The sequence below is a fragment of the Nocardioides sp. Z21_20 genome (genome assembly GCF_059766585.1).
In genome coordinates this window covers 20,303-32,740 of the sequence record NZ_JCBAJX010000012.1, presented here as the reverse complement: position 1 = coordinate 32,740, position 12,438 = coordinate 20,303, and the positions used below count along the sequence as shown (strand labels likewise).

The 12,438-nt window shown below is 73.7% G+C and carries 16 protein-coding genes; 5 read left to right on the top strand and 11 right to left on the bottom strand.

Annotation, left to right across the window (positions count from 1 at the left end; genetic code table 11):
- Positions 1 to 4: 4 nt before the first annotated feature.
- Positions 5 to 205 carry a hypothetical protein gene (locus AC6EH9_RS16300; protein ID WP_498424549.1) on the bottom strand — a complete coding sequence of 67 codons (201 nt, stop codon included), beginning with the start codon at positions 203 to 205 and terminating at the stop codon, positions 5 to 7.
- 184 nt (positions 206 to 389) lie between these two features.
- Between AC6EH9_RS16300 and AC6EH9_RS16295 the strand changes: the two genes are divergently transcribed.
- Together AC6EH9_RS16295 and AC6EH9_RS16290 are read left to right on the top strand one after the other, a co-directional pair.
- Positions 390 to 956, top strand: coding sequence for a DUF2231 domain-containing protein (locus AC6EH9_RS16295; RefSeq protein ID WP_498424548.1), 567 nt, complete (start codon positions 390 to 392; stop codon positions 954 to 956).
- 15 nt (positions 957 to 971) lie between these two features.
- Positions 972 to 1,334 carry a TfoX/Sxy family protein gene (locus AC6EH9_RS16290; protein ID WP_498424547.1) on the top strand — a complete coding sequence of 121 codons (363 nt, stop codon included), beginning with the start codon at positions 972 to 974 and terminating at the stop codon, positions 1,332 to 1,334.
- On the opposite strand, the gene AC6EH9_RS16285 is transcribed toward AC6EH9_RS16290, so the two are convergent.
- Both AC6EH9_RS16285 and AC6EH9_RS16280 read right to left on the bottom strand, forming a co-directional pair.
- Positions 1,318 to 2,124 (bottom strand): GTPase domain-containing protein, encoded by an 807-nt coding sequence (locus tag AC6EH9_RS16285; RefSeq protein ID WP_498424546.1) that lies wholly within the window; start codon positions 2,122 to 2,124, stop codon positions 1,318 to 1,320. The genes AC6EH9_RS16290 and AC6EH9_RS16285 overlap by 17 nt on opposite strands.
- 169 nt (positions 2,125 to 2,293) lie before the next feature.
- Positions 2,294 to 2,590 (bottom strand): DUF4193 domain-containing protein, encoded by a 297-nt coding sequence (locus AC6EH9_RS16280; RefSeq protein WP_498424544.1) that lies wholly within the window; start codon positions 2,588 to 2,590, stop codon positions 2,294 to 2,296.
- A 214-nt stretch (positions 2,591 to 2,804) separates the two neighbouring features.
- Between AC6EH9_RS16280 and AC6EH9_RS16275 the strand changes: the two genes are divergently transcribed.
- Positions 2,805 to 3,125 (top strand): ribonuclease E inhibitor RraB, encoded by a 321-nt coding sequence (locus AC6EH9_RS16275; protein ID WP_498424542.1) that lies wholly within the window; start codon positions 2,805 to 2,807, stop codon positions 3,123 to 3,125.
- Positions 3,126 to 3,138: 13 nt separating this feature from the next.
- Here the strand turns inward: AC6EH9_RS16275 and AC6EH9_RS16270 are convergent, their stop codons facing one another.
- The 3 genes from AC6EH9_RS16270 to AC6EH9_RS16260 form a co-directional block, all read right to left on the bottom strand.
- A complete protein-coding gene (locus AC6EH9_RS16270) occupies positions 3,139 to 3,408 on the bottom strand; it encodes a PepSY domain-containing protein (RefSeq protein ID WP_498424539.1) in 270 nt (89 codons plus the stop codon).
- Between the two features lie 36 nt (positions 3,409 to 3,444).
- Positions 3,445 to 4,734 carry a sensor histidine kinase gene (locus AC6EH9_RS16265; protein WP_498424538.1) on the bottom strand — a complete coding sequence of 430 codons (1,290 nt, stop codon included), beginning with the start codon at positions 4,732 to 4,734 and terminating at the stop codon, positions 3,445 to 3,447.
- Between the two features lie 95 nt (positions 4,735 to 4,829).
- A complete protein-coding gene (locus AC6EH9_RS16260; RefSeq protein WP_498424537.1) occupies positions 4,830 to 5,159 on the bottom strand; it encodes a DUF6221 family protein in 330 nt (109 codons plus the stop codon).
- A 179-nt stretch (positions 5,160 to 5,338) separates the two neighbouring features.
- On the opposite strand from AC6EH9_RS16260, the gene yaaA reads away from it, so the two are divergent.
- Positions 5,339 to 6,118, top strand: coding sequence for a peroxide stress protein YaaA (gene yaaA / locus AC6EH9_RS16255; RefSeq protein ID WP_498424536.1), 780 nt, complete (start codon positions 5,339 to 5,341; stop codon positions 6,116 to 6,118).
- Between the two features lie 7 nt (positions 6,119 to 6,125).
- Here yaaA and AC6EH9_RS16250 read toward each other — a convergent pair whose 3' ends face one another.
- The 5 genes from AC6EH9_RS16250 to AC6EH9_RS16230 all read right to left on the bottom strand — a co-directional run bounded on the left by AC6EH9_RS16250 (position 6,126) and on the right by AC6EH9_RS16230 (position 11,955).
- Positions 6,126 to 7,154 (bottom strand): ATP-binding protein, encoded by a 1,029-nt coding sequence (locus AC6EH9_RS16250; RefSeq protein WP_498424535.1) that lies wholly within the window; start codon positions 7,152 to 7,154, stop codon positions 6,126 to 6,128.
- Between the two features lie 101 nt (positions 7,155 to 7,255).
- Positions 7,256 to 8,467 carry a bifunctional RNase H/acid phosphatase gene (locus tag AC6EH9_RS16245; RefSeq protein ID WP_498424534.1) on the bottom strand — a complete coding sequence of 404 codons (1,212 nt, stop codon included), beginning with the start codon at positions 8,465 to 8,467 and terminating at the stop codon, positions 7,256 to 7,258.
- Positions 8,464 to 9,168: a zinc ribbon domain-containing protein gene (locus tag AC6EH9_RS16240; RefSeq protein WP_498424533.1), complete on the bottom strand. Its 705-nt coding sequence runs from the start codon at positions 9,166 to 9,168 to the stop codon at positions 8,464 to 8,466. The genes AC6EH9_RS16245 and AC6EH9_RS16240 overlap by 4 nt, the downstream gene beginning before the upstream one ends.
- Before the next feature lie 91 nt (positions 9,169 to 9,259).
- Positions 9,260 to 10,393, bottom strand: a complete 1,134-nt coding sequence (locus tag AC6EH9_RS16235; RefSeq protein ID WP_498424532.1) for a Nif3-like dinuclear metal center hexameric protein — start codon at positions 10,391 to 10,393, stop codon at positions 9,260 to 9,262.
- A 20-nt stretch (positions 10,394 to 10,413) separates the two neighbouring features.
- Positions 10,414 to 11,955 carry an AMP-binding protein gene (locus tag AC6EH9_RS16230; RefSeq protein ID WP_498424531.1) on the bottom strand — a complete coding sequence of 514 codons (1,542 nt, stop codon included), beginning with the start codon at positions 11,953 to 11,955 and terminating at the stop codon, positions 10,414 to 10,416.
- 106 nt (positions 11,956 to 12,061) lie between these two features.
- Here AC6EH9_RS16230 and AC6EH9_RS16225 point away from each other — a divergent pair, with 106 nt between their 5' ends.
- Complete coding sequence (locus tag AC6EH9_RS16225) at positions 12,062 to 12,406, top strand: hypothetical protein (protein ID WP_498424530.1); 345 nt, start codon at positions 12,062 to 12,064, stop codon at positions 12,404 to 12,406.
- Positions 12,407 to 12,438: the final 32 nt, after the last annotated feature.

Sequence of the window (12,438 nt, the reverse complement as noted above, 5' to 3'; positions counted from 1 at the left end):
GGGCTTACGGCCCGTGGAAGCCGATGACCAGCGCGACCGCCCGCTGCCAGCGCCGCAGCCCCTCGAGGATCGCGCGCATGGCGTAGCTCGCGCAGACGACCACCTCGTAGTCGCCGCCATAGCGACGGCGCAGCTCACCGCCGATGACCTCGCGCGTGACCGCATCGATGGTCGCGAGCAGCATGATCGGGTCGGTGTCCTCCATGGCTCAGGCTGCCTCCTCGGCTCCTCGCGGCGTGGTCCCCCCGCGGGCCGATCTCGCCCTCTCCTCAGCCTGACCCCGGGCGGGCCGGAAAGTCATCGCAACGGGACGGGCTGTTTCCCTGTTGACCGATGCGGTGGTGCAGGGCACCGTGAATCGGAACGGCGCCGTGCGCGAGGAGAAGCCGATGAGCTCGATCGAACGTCCCCCGGCCATCGTTCGCTGGACGCTGCGCCTCGAGGAGACCGCGGCCCTCGACCGTGCGGTACAGGCCATCGAGCCCTCGATCCGCGCCGAGTTCGGGACGGGCACGCGAGGCTCGGTGCTGCGCGGCGACTGGCTCGGGCACGCGGTCCATCCCGCGCTCACCGACGTCGTCCTCGGCACCTGGACCTCCGCCACGGTGCTGGACCTGTTCGGCGGACCCGGGTCAGCGGCGGCGGCGCGGCGACTCGTCGGCACCGGCCTGCTGTTCGTCGTTCCCACCGCCTGGACCGGGTGGGCCGAGTGGTCGAGTGCCGGCCCGCGCGAGCAGCGGGTCGGCGTGGTGCATGCGGCCACCAACGCCGCCGCGGTCCTCACCTACGCGGCGTCCTGGACCGCCCGCCGCCGGGGCCGGCAGCGCGCCGGGGCGCGGCTCGCGCTGGCCGGCGCGACGATCGCGGGAGTCGGCTCCTACCTGGGCGGGCACCTGGCCCGGGCGCGCCAGGTGTCCTCCCACGATCCCGCCTACGACGCTGCGCCGGGCGAGTGAGGACACAGGCTCCCGATGACCTACGACGAGAGCCTGGCCGAGCGGATCCGGGCCGCGGTCCTCGTGGCGGCCGGGGCGGACGGCATACGCGAGATCAAGATGTTCGGTGGCCTGTGCTGGACCGTCAACACCCACATGGCCGTCGGTACCGGCGCCGATGACCTGATGGTCCATGTCGGCGTGGACGGAGTCCACGAGGCACTCGCCCAAGGCGCCCGCCCGGCGATGATGGGGGCGCGCACCATGGGCGGCGTGGTGCTGGTCCCCGCGGCCGATCTTCCGGACGCCGACGCGCTGGGGGCCTGGGTGGGCCCGGCGGTCGAGCGCGCCCGGGCGAGGCCACCGAAGCCGCCGAAGCCGCTCAGACCTGCCCGCTGAGCTGCTCCAGCCGAGCCGCGAGCGCATCCACCATCGCGCCGGCCCTCTTGGCGGAGATGGCCGCGTGCCGGTCGCCGCCCTGGCTGGACACCGGGAGCACGTCGACCGAGAGCCTCGCGCCGCCGGCCAGCGCCCGCAGCTCGTCGATCTTGTCGCCGAACGGCGAGCCGCTGCCCGGGGAGTAGTAGCGGACGACCTCGTCCAGCTCGTCGGCGTACAGGTCGGCCTTCGTCACCGCGATCACCAGCCAGATCGGCCGGTCGCGGCGTACCGCCATCGAGGCGATCCGGTGCGCGGTGATCGCCCAGTCCTCGAGCTCCGCGGCCAGCTGCTCCTCGCGGGTCGCGACCGCGACCCCCGTCGTGCCCGCGGTACGCCGCGGCGTGGCGTGGCCGTTGGCGACGACGTGGATCACCCCGTCCACGGGCTCGTCGTGGAAGACCTCGTCGAGGGCACCCAGGCGCGTCGCCGCGTTGTCGCCGGGCACCACCAGGAACCGGAAGCCGTGCAGGCGGGCCGAGCGCCGGGTGCGCCGTTCCATCACCGCCGAGCCGACCTCGGCCACCCCGTCACCGGAGGTGCGCCGCGCGAGCCGATCGGCGAGCTGGGTCTTGCCGACCCCGGTCATCCCGGTGACGGCCACCGTCGGGAAGCGCCGACGGAAGAGTCGCCCGATCCGGTCGGGGGCCGACGCGAGGCCGGTCAGCACCCCGCCGGCGAGGGTGGCCCCGAGGGCCGCGCGGCCCGATCCGGGCAGAATCGTGCGGAATCGATCTGCGGCGTGGGGCACGGCGCCTCCTCGGTCTGCGTTCGGTGCGGGTGCGGCACGCGCGAGCCTACGTTCCTGCGGCCCTCACGCACCGCAGCGCGGACCCGGATTGAGCGTGAGGCCGTCCCTACCTCCGCTCGATCCGTGGCGCGTTCACGGGCAATGCGCTGAGCTGGGGCTCGCTGTCGTGCTAGTCGCAGTCGCTGCAGAGGTCCGAGCCCGGCGCCGAGCGCCGCGACCCGTGCTGGACCAGGTAGCAGCCGGTGCAGGTGAACTCGTCGGCCTGCATCGGCGTGACCTCGATGGAGAGCGTCTCGTGGGAGAGATCCGCGCCCGGAAGCTCATACGACTCGGCCAGCTCGGCCTCGTCCTCGTCCACCTTCCCCGAGGTCTTGTCCTGCTCGCCCGAGGTGAGGCGTCGAGCCTCCAGGCTCTCTTCCTTCTGCTCGTCCTCTGTCTTGCGGGATGCGTCGTAATCAGTGGCCATGCGGGGTCCTCTCTGGGCGGAGCGCGAATGTTATCGCCGCAGGTTTCCCGGCCCGCAATCACGGTGCCGCCGGGCCGCGCGGGGGACGGCTGGTGGGCGACCGTTCAGAAGGAAAACGCGAGCCCCGCCAGGCTGCTCCAGGCGTGGGCGCCGACGTGTTTTCCTTCCGAACGGTCGCCACCCCCAGCGGCTCGGAGCCATGGGAGAGTGAGCCATGGGCATCTTCCGGAGGAAGCCGGTGATCGAGCCGCCCGCTCCGCCCAGCGAGCCGAGCGTCGGGCGGCATTGGATCCACTACCTCTACTTCGCCGGCGAAGACGCGGCCCGCGCCGCCGCGGCACAGATCAGCACCGCCGGCTGGGGCCTGCAACGGGTGGACCGGTCCGCCGGCGGCGGTCCGGAGTGGATCGTGATCGCGGAGGCGCACGGCGCGGTCGTCGATTCCGAGACGGTCGACAGGGCGCGCAGCTTCTTCGAGGCGGTCGCTGCCGCCCACCACGGCGGGGACTACGACGGCTGGGAGGCCAGTCTCTGAGCAGGCACGCCCCTCAGCTGCTGGGGTTGAGCACCTCGTAGTCCTCGTCGAGCTGGATCTCGACGTCCTCGCCGTTGTCGAGCGTCACCTCGACGACGTAGGCGTAGGGGTCGTCACCGTCCCCCTTCTCCACCTCGGTGACGCGGCCCTCGCCGACCTCCTCGAGGGCGACCTCTCCGGCGCGGTCGCGCTCGCTGTCGCTGACGGAGTCGTCCTCGCCACAGGCGGAGGCTCCCAGGACGAGGATCAGGGCGGCGGTGAGGGTCGAGGCTGTGCGGCGCATGGTGGGTCCTTCCCGAGCGGAGGTCGCTCTTCGAGGCTACTCCCGGCCGGTTTCGCCCAGCCGAGTCGAAGGCGCCGAGCGGAGACCGAACACGGCGGCGCGGAGGTCGCGGATCGTGGTGTCGATCTCCTCGATCGCCTGGCCCAGGCGGCGTCCCATCTCCACGTGGTCGTGCAGGGACGCCGTGCCCTGCAGCTCCAGCTCGATGGTGAACAGCCGCTGCAGGACCAGGCCGTGCAGGTCCTGGGCGATCCGGTCCCGATCCTCCAGCACCGCCAGCCTCTCCGCGGCGCGACGGGTGCGGGCGATGTGCAGGGACAGCGCCGCCTGCTCGGCCAGCAGCGCCACCAGCGCCGCGTCCGGCGGGCGGACGGCCGCGGCGGCGTCGGCGTCGGCGTCGGCGCACCAGCCCAGCGTGACCACGCCCTCAAACCCGATCGCGCTGCGCAGCGGCACGCCGATCCCGGCGGCGACGGGCTCTCCGCCCAGGGCCCGGCTGACGTCGACGGCACGCGGGTGCTCGGACAGCCGCTTCACGGCGAGGGGGCGCCCGCAGGCGGCGGCACAGCGCGAGAGCGACCTGCTGAAGTCCAGCCCGGACATCGCGTCGGGCTGCGCGGGCAGACCGGAGACCACCTGGAGCCGCAGGTGGGCCGGGTCGGGGCCGGTGACCAGCCAGGCGACGTCGGCCCCGGCCAGGTCGCGGGCCCGGTCCGCCACGATCTGCAGGGCGACGTCCTCGGCGTCGGGCCTGAGCACCGCGGTGGCGAGGTCGGCAGCGGCCGCCAGCCAGCGCTCGCGGCGCAGCGCGTCCTCGCGCAGCCGGGCGTGGTCGATCGCCACCACCGCGGCCGCGACCAGAGCGGCCACGAGCTGCTCGTCCTCGTCGCCGAACCCGCCGCCGGGCGCGGCGGTGAGGTGGAGCGTGCCGAGGACCTTCTCGGCCAGCCGGAGCGGGACCCGCAGGAAGGGGCGCCGGGGTGGGTGCGGTGTCTGCGCCGCGCCCCGGATGCGCGCCACCTCGTCGACGGCGGGACCGTGGCTGGCCAGCACCCGCTGCCCCACCGCGCCGTCGGCGATCGTCAGCGTCGCGGAGCGGGCCCGGGTGAGGTCGGCGGCGACCGCGAGCACGTGGTCCAGCAGCTGGGCGAGCGACAGGTCCGCGCCCAGGGTGGCGAGGGCGTCGACCAGCGAGTGCCAGCGGCCCTCGCCGCTCGTGGCGCCGTCGACCTGCTGACCTGCCATGCGCATGAGCTCGTCGAAGGAGATCTCGTCCCACGCCGGAGACGAGCCCTCCCCCTCGAGCTCGCCCGAGGACTCCTGCATGCCGCTCCTAGAACACGGACGCCGCCGGTCGTGGCAGCCACCCTGATCACGGTAACGCGACCGGGACCCCGAAGGGCACCAGAAGCGGCGCCGAATCAGTCCCGGGCGTGGTCCGCCACCTGGCGGCGCCGTGCCCGCGATCGAGGAGCCTCGGCGCGCCGCGTGCCGGGGCGCCACTCCTCGCGGTAGTCGGGGTGGTCGGCGTACAGCTCGGCGCGCATCTGCAGCGCGTGCAGGCGACGGTGGGTGCGCGGGTCCTCGCCCTGGCTGCGGACCCGCTCCACGCCGGCCAGCGTGATCCGGCTGCCGTCGACGAGGACCAGGTCGGCCGACCCGTCGGCACAGGCCGCCTCCTCGTCCTCACGCGCGCGGGCCTCGAGGAACTCGAGCATGGTGGACAGGGACGTGGATGAGGGGCAGGTCATGGCGGGTCCTGAGGAATTAGCGGTGCGGGTACGGCGTGGACCCTTTCTCTACCCGCGGGTAGGCCGCGCTCATCGACCAGGAAGGTAAAGGATCCCCACAATTGGGTAACAAAACGCAGGCTGCGCTCCACTCGACCCACGCCGCCGGCCGCGCGGCCGCACCGCCTACCCTGTCGGTCGTGCTGATCCTGTTGCCGCCCAGCGAGGGCAAGGCCGCGCCCCGCCGGGGCCGCCCCCTCGCCCTCGACACCCTCGGCTTCCCGGGACTCACCGACGCTCGCCAGGAGGTCCTCGACGCCCTGGTCAAGCTGTGCGACGGCCCCACCGAGGAGGCCGCGAAGGTGCTCGGTCTGGGCGCGACCCAGCTGGACCTCGTGCAGCGCAACGCCGAGCTCCGTGAGGCCCCGACCGCTCGAGCCGACAAGGTCTACACCGGGGTGCTCTACGAGGCGCTCGACTTCGCGACGCTCTCGACCGCAGCCAAGCGCCGGGCCGGTGCCCGGGTCGCGGTCACCTCGTCGCTGTTCGGGCTCGTCCGTCCCGGTGACGCGATCCCCGCCTACCGGCTCTCCGGCGACGCGACGCTGCCGGGCGTCGGCTCGGTGGCGGCGCTGTGGCGCGCCCACCTGGGCGCGGCCGCGGTCGAGGCGCTCGGCGAGGGCCTGCTGGTCGACCTGCGCTCCGGGATGTACGCCGCGTTCTGGCGCCCCGGGCCGGAGCTCGCGGCGCGGGTGGCGACGGTGCGGGTGCTGCACGAGGTCGACGGGGTCCGCAAGGTGGTCAGCCACTTCAACAAGGCGACCAAGGGCCGCATCGTGCGGGCCCTGATGGAGGACGGCCGCGCGCCGCGCACCCCCGCGGCGCTCGCCGAGGTGCTGCGCGACCTGGGCTGGGTGGTCGAGCTCGGCACCCCCGGACCGCGCGGCACCCAGCTCGACGTGGTCGTCGGCGACGTCTGAGGGCCGCTCAGCCCTCGGAGCCCTGCCACAGCGGATGCGTGGCGTCGTAGGACAGCGACTTCACCATGTGCACGACCGCGCCGGACTGCGGCTCGTCGCGGAAGTGCAGCCGATCCACCAGCGCCCGCATCAGGGTGAGCCCGCGTCCCGCCTCGGCCGACTCCTCGGCCGTGCGTGGGACCGAGCTCGCGTCGAAGCCGCTGCCGCTGTCGACGACGATGATCGCGCACCGGTCGGCGGCCAGCTCGACCTTCACGTCGTAGGTGTCGGTCTCCATGGCGTGGTCGATCACGTTGGCGCAGGCCTCGGTGATCGCGAGCTGGACGTCGTCGATGTCGGAGTCGACGACCCCGAAGGCCTGGAGCGCCTGGGCCGCGAGCCGGCGCACCACGGGCACGCTCACGCTCTCCCGGGGCAGGCTGAGCGAGAGGTCCAGGTGCGGCGTCGGGCCCTCGTGCCGGGCAGCGGTGGGCGGCCAGCGGTGCGTCTCGCCCTCCTCTTGGCCCCGGGAGCCGAGCCAGATCTGCAGGTGACACTCCCCCGTCTCGCCCTCGATGGGCCGCTCCAGCGCGACGGTGGCGACTCCGTTGAGGCGGGCGCCCAGCCGGCCGGCGAGACCGCTCACCACGTGGCACAGCGTCTCGCTGCCCGGGCCGGAGGCTCCCAGGGGGCAATCGAGCACCATCACCTCGACGGCATCCTCCGCGACGGAGACCAGCCGTGCCCGCCCGCCCAGGACGCGGTGGGCCTCGAGGAAGATCTCGCCCACCTCCGCCGCCGCCCGGGGTGGCGAGTCCCCGACGAAGCGGTCCGCGAGCGCGGCGCCGGCCAGGGAGGCCATCTGCGCCGGGGTCGCCGTGGGGTGAGCCTCGGCGGCGGCGGCCAGCGCCACCGCGACGCTGACTGCCCCGATCTTGCGGGGGTCGGCGTCGATCTGCGGCATCGGCGGCGGGCCGTCGTCGAAGGTCCTACGGACGCGGACCGTGGCCGGCGACGCCGCCGCTGCCCCTTCCGACGGGTCGAGGATCCGGTCCATGGCGCCGCCTGTCGGTAGGGGATGTGGCACCTCACGATTCCCCGGCGCGGCACGGACAAACGGGGCGCCGAGCGCTCGGCATCGGCGCCCCGCTGTGACGACTATCTCAGGGCGGGGTGGTCCGCCGGCCGAGCGTTGTACAGGCGCATCGATGCCATCGACTCGTCGCCGTCGTGCCCGCCGAGGAAGTAGGACAGCACCGTGACCGACGCCGGCGAGAGCTCCATCCGGTAGACCGACTCCAGCGGTGCGCGCAGCGCGTCGGCCACCAGCGTCTTGATCGGGGTGACGTGGCTGACCACGACCACCGTCTTGCCGGCATGGCGGGTCAGCAGCCGGTGCAGCCCGGCCAGGACCCGCTTCTCGACGGTGCGGAACGACTCGCCGCCGCCGGGGGCCACGTCCATCGAGCCGAGCCAGGCGTCCAGCTCGCTCGGGTGCCGACGCGCGATCTGGGCGAAGGTCAGCCCGTCCCAGGTGCCGAACTCCATCTCCGCGAACCCCGGCTCGACCTCGACCTCGCGCGGGGCGCCCTCGTCGAGGAAGTCGGCGATGATCTGTGCGGTCTCCAGGGTGCGCCGCACCGGCGAGGAGACGATCGCGTCGATGTCCTCGACCAGCGGCGCCAGCCACTCGGCGGTGGCCCGGGCCTGGGCGCGGCCCTCGTCGCTGAGACCGGGGTTGTCGCCGCCGAGGCCTCCGGAGAACCGCTTGGCCGAGGTGTGCTCGGTGACGCCGTGGCGCACCAGCACCACCGTCGTCGGCTTGTCGCCGGTGGCGGCCCAGCCGCGTGCCGGCTGGGTGTCGGGGTCGGAGAGCTCGGGGTCGTCGAGGCCCTGGTCGGGGTCGATCCCGGCGGCGGTGATCCCGTTCCGCTTGCCGTCGAGCGCCTCGTTGGCGAGCCGGTCGGCGTGGCTGTTCTTGGCGCGCGGGATCCAGGTGTACGTCGTGCCGGGCGGCGCCAGTCGACGCGCCTGCTCGGCCAGCGGCCGCATCGAGGGGTGCTTGATCTTCCACCGCCCCGACATCTGCTCGACGACCAGCTTGGAGTCCATCCGGACCTCGACCTGCGCCCCGGCGGCGAACTGCTCGGCGAGCTTGAGCCCGGCGATCAGGCCCGAGTACTCCGCGACGTTGTTGGTCGCGACGCCCAGCGTCTCGGCCGCCTCCGCGATCACCGCACCGGTGCGGGCGTCCTTGAGCAGGGCGCCGTACGCCGAGGGGCCGGGGTTGCCGCGGGAGCCACCGTCGGCCTCGACGACGACGGCCTCGTGCGTGGGCAGTCCCGAACCCTGGCCGGAGCCAGCGCTCACAGGCCCGACTCGTCGGTGCGGACCAGGATGCGCGAGCACTCCTCGCAGCGGATCACCTGGTCGGAGGGCGCCGCCTTGATCACGGCCAGCTCGGCGGCGTCCACGGTCAGCCGGCAGCCGCCGCACTGGCGGGCCCGCAGCGCCGCGGCGCCGACCCCGCCGTGCTTCTCGCGCAGCTTGTCGTAGAGCGTCACGAGGTCCTCGGGGAGGCCCTCGGCCTCGGCGGCGCGCGAGGAGCGCACGGCCTCGAGGTCCGCGTCGATCTCCCGGGTCCGCTCGTCGCGGGCCGCGGCCAGCTCGGCCAGCCGCTCGTCGATCACGGCCAGCTCACCGGTGAGGCGGTCCAGGTCGCGCTGGGCGTCCTCCAGGCGCGCCATGATCTCCAGCTCCTCGTCCTCGAGGCTGTTGATCCGGCGGTCCAGGGAGACCAGCTCGGTCTGCATCCGGGCGAGGTCCTTGGGGTTGGTGATCAGCCCCTGGTCCATCCGCTCGCTGTCGCGGCGTCGACGGGTCTTGACCAGCTCCACGTCACGGTCGGCCTTCTTCTGGTCCACGCTCAGGTCGTCGACCACGATCCGGGCGTCGCGGACCTGGTTGTCCAGCCCGGTGCGCGTCTGCTGCAGCTCCGCGATCTCGGCGATCTCGGGCAGGGTGCGGCGCTGGTGGGTCAGCCGCGCGATGCGGGCGTCGAGCTCCTGCACGTCGAGCAGCTTGAGTTGGGCGAACGGGTCGGCTTTCAGCGTCGGCTCCTCGATCAGGGGGTGGCACGGTGGTGGCGGGCGGGTCGGCGACTCACAGCCGGAACCGCCACGGGTCGGTGGGCAGGGTGCTCACGCGGGTCTCCACCGTATCCCCCGCACCGCCCTCGCCCAGCGCCGCGGCCACCCGAGCCGCCACCACCGGCAGCCAGGTCCACTCCGCGGCCCAGTGCGCCACGTCGACCAGCGCCGGCCCGCCCTTCTCGACGAACTCCGAGGCGGGGTGGTGGCGCAGGTCGCTGGTCAGGTAGACGTCCACGTCGCTGGTGGCCATCCGGTCCAGCAGGAAGTCCCCCGCGCCGCCGCAGACCGCCACCCGCCGTACGACGCGATCGGGGTCGCCGGCGACCCGGACGCCGTGCGCGGTCTGCGGCAGGCTGGCCGCGACCCGTTCGGCGAAGCCGCGCAGGGTGGTCGGCGCGACGTCCCCGACCCGGCCGGTGCCGGTCTCGGCCAGCCCGGGGTCGGCCAGCTCGACGACGTCGTAGGCGGGCTCCTCGTAGGGGTGGGCGGCCAGCAGCGCGGTGACGACGCCGCCGCGCCGCGAGCGCGGCAGGACGGCCTCCACGCGCACCTCGTCGACGACCTCGAGCCCGCCGACGGAGCCGACGACCGGCTGGGCGCCGGGCAGCGGCCGGAAGCGGCCCTCGCCCGGCGTGCTGAACGAGCAGTGGTCGTAGTCGCCGATCGCGCCCGCCCCGGCGGCGGCGAGCGCCTCACGCACCCGCTCGGCGTCGCCGCGCGGGACGTAGGTGGTGATCTTGTCGAGGGCGTCCGCGTCGGCCGCGATGATCGGGCTCAGCCCGGTCAGGCCCAGCGCGTGGGCCAGCGCCTCGGAGACTCCCCCGATCGCCTGGTCGGCGTTGGTGTGCGCGGCCAGCAGCGCGCAACCGGCGCCGGCCAGCGTGGCCAGGGTGCGTCCCTTGGGCGTGGTGGCGGCGAACCCGTGCACGGGCTTGAGGAAGAGCGGGTGGTGGGTGACCAGCAGGTCCGCGCCCCACTCGGCGGCCTCGTGCGCCACCTCCGGGCTGGGGTCGACCGCGAAGAGCACCTTGCGCACCGGCGCCGCCGGGTCGCCGTACACGAGGCCCACGGCGTCCCAGGACTCCGCGGTCGCGGGCGGGTACCAACCGTGCAGCAGCGAGACCAGGTCACCGAGCGTCGTCATGTTCGCAGGCTAGTGCCGGCTCAGTTGACCTGGCGCTCGCGCCCCTCCCAGTACGGCGCGCGCAGCTTGAACTTCTGCAGCTTGCCGGTGGCGGTGCGGGCCAGCTCGTCTCGGAACTCGATCGCGGTCGGGGCCTTGTAGCCGGCGGCCCGCTGCTTGCACCAGGCGATCAGGTCGGCCTCGGTCACCGCCTGCGCCTCCTCGTCGGGGGCCTTCACCACCAGCGCCATGATCGTCTCGCCCCAGCGGTCGCTGGGCACCCCGATCACCGCCACCTCGGCGACGGCCGGATGGGAGAAGAGCACGTCCTCGACCTCGATCGAGGAGACGTTCTCGCCGCCGGTGATGATCACGTCCTTCTTGCGGTCGCTGATCGTCAGGTAGCCGTCCTCGCCGAGGGTGCCGCCGTCCCCGGTGTGGAACCAGCCGTCCTCCAGCGCGCGGGCGCTCTCCTCGGGCTGCTCCCAGTAGCCCTCCAGCACGACGTTGGAGCGGGCCAGCACCTCGCCGCTGTCCGAGGTCGCCAGGCGTACGCCGAGCGCGGGCACCCCGGCGCGGACCAGCTTGGCGGCGCGCTCCTCGGCGGTGAGCTCGTCCCACTCCGCGCGGCTGCGGTTGACGGTGAGCAGCGGCGAGGTCTCGGTGAGGCCGTAGATCTGGATGAACTCCCAACCGAGCTCCTCCTCGACGCGGGCCACGGTCTTGGTCGGCGGCGGCGCGCCGGCGACGACGATGCGGACCCGGTCGCGACCGGGGATCTCGCCCGGCCAGGTCTGCGCGGCCTCGAGGACGGCGGCGACGACGGCCGGCGCCGCGCACATGATCGTGACGCCGTGCTCGGCGACGCGGCGCAGGATCTCCGCGCCGTCGACCTTGCGCAGCACGATCTGGGGCACGCCGAGCCCGGCGGTGGCGAACGGCATCCCCCAGCCGTTGGCGTGGAACATCGGCAGGGTGTGCAGGTAGACGTCGCGGTCGCTGAGCCCCAGGTGCATCGCCATCGTGGTGGCGTTGACCCAGATGTTGCGGTGGGTGATCTGCACGCCCTTGGGGCGCGCCGTGGTGCCGGAGGTGTAGTTGATGCACGCGGTCGCGGACTCGTCCGGCTCCCAGGGCACCGGCTCGGCGCCGGCTGGGGCGAACAGCTCCTCGTCGGAGCCCAGCACGATGCGGTGCTCGACCGGGACGACGTCGAGCTCCTCGGCGATCTCGGGGTCCACCAGCAGCACCCGGGCACCGGAGTGCCGCACGATGTAGTGCACCTCGTCGGGGCGCAGCCGGAAGTTGATCGGCACCAGCACCCGCCCGGAGCCGGCCACCGCGAAGAACGAGGCGAGCATCCGCGCGCTGTTGTGCGAGGCGATGGCGACCCGCTCCCCGACCCCGATGCCCAGCTCGTCGAGCCGGGCCGCCTGACGTCGGGCCAGCGCGGCCAGCTCGCGGTAGCTGAGCGTCCCCAGCGCGGGGGCGGGCTGCTCCGGCTCGTCGAGGACCCCGGGGCGCTCGCCGTACACGGTCTCGGCGCGGTCGATGAAGTCCGTGACGCTGAACGGAACGAACATGTGCTCTCCCTCACACGCTGGCGTGGGCGTCACTGTAGCCAGCCGATGAGGGTCCTCTCATCAGGCTCTCACCACGGGCCCACGATGGGGCAGGATCGTGGGTCTGATGAGCACGCTGCTGAAGGTCCTGCTCGGGCTGCTGATCGCACTGCCGATGACGGCGTACGTGGTCGGCTCGCTCGCCGCGTCCTCGCGGGAGCATCCCAACCGGCTCGAGCCGGTGGTGATCACCGAGGCCCCTGCGTCCCCGCGCCCCCCGGCAACCACGCCGAGCCGCGCGCCCGAGCCCGAGCGCTCCCCCGGCGACGGCGGCGACGTCCGGGTGCTCACCCCGCAGCCCACCCAGCTCGACGACGACCTGGACGACGGACCGGACGAACTGGACGACGGGCCGGACGATGACCGGGACGACGACGCCGACCGTGAGGGGGACGACTCTGACGAGGACTGAGCGATCGCGGCGCGGTGTCCTGCCGCAGTTCT

Bases quoted from the DNA above. Each gene is read 5' to 3' on its own strand.
- AC6EH9_RS16300 (WP_498424549.1), bottom strand. From the start codon at position 205: ATGGAGGACACCGACCCGATCATGCTGCTCGCGACCATCGATGCGGTC.
- AC6EH9_RS16295 (WP_498424548.1), top strand. From the start codon at position 390: ATGAGCTCGATCGAACGTCCCCCGGCCATCGTTCGCTGGACGCTGCGC.
- AC6EH9_RS16290 (WP_498424547.1), top strand. From the start codon at position 972: ATGACCTACGACGAGAGCCTGGCCGAGCGGATCCGGGCCGCGGTCCTC.
- AC6EH9_RS16280 (WP_498424544.1), bottom strand. From the start codon at position 2,590: ATGGCCACTGATTACGACGCATCCCGCAAGACAGAGGACGAGCAGAAG.
- AC6EH9_RS16275 (WP_498424542.1), top strand. From the start codon at position 2,805: ATGGGCATCTTCCGGAGGAAGCCGGTGATCGAGCCGCCCGCTCCGCCC.
- AC6EH9_RS16270 (WP_498424539.1), bottom strand. From the start codon at position 3,408: ATGCGCCGCACAGCCTCGACCCTCACCGCCGCCCTGATCCTCGTCCTG.
- AC6EH9_RS16265 (WP_498424538.1), bottom strand. From the start codon at position 4,734: ATGCAGGAGTCCTCGGGCGAGCTCGAGGGGGAGGGCTCGTCTCCGGCG.
- AC6EH9_RS16260 (WP_498424537.1), bottom strand. From the start codon at position 5,159: ATGACCTGCCCCTCATCCACGTCCCTGTCCACCATGCTCGAGTTCCTC.
- AC6EH9_RS16250 (WP_498424535.1), bottom strand. From the start codon at position 7,154: ATGGACCGGATCCTCGACCCGTCGGAAGGGGCAGCGGCGGCGTCGCCG.
- AC6EH9_RS16235 (WP_498424532.1), bottom strand. From the start codon at position 10,393: ATGACGACGCTCGGTGACCTGGTCTCGCTGCTGCACGGTTGGTACCCG.
- AC6EH9_RS16230 (WP_498424531.1), bottom strand. From the start codon at position 11,955: ATGTTCGTTCCGTTCAGCGTCACGGACTTCATCGACCGCGCCGAGACC.
- AC6EH9_RS16225 (WP_498424530.1), top strand. From the start codon at position 12,062: ATGAGCACGCTGCTGAAGGTCCTGCTCGGGCTGCTGATCGCACTGCCG.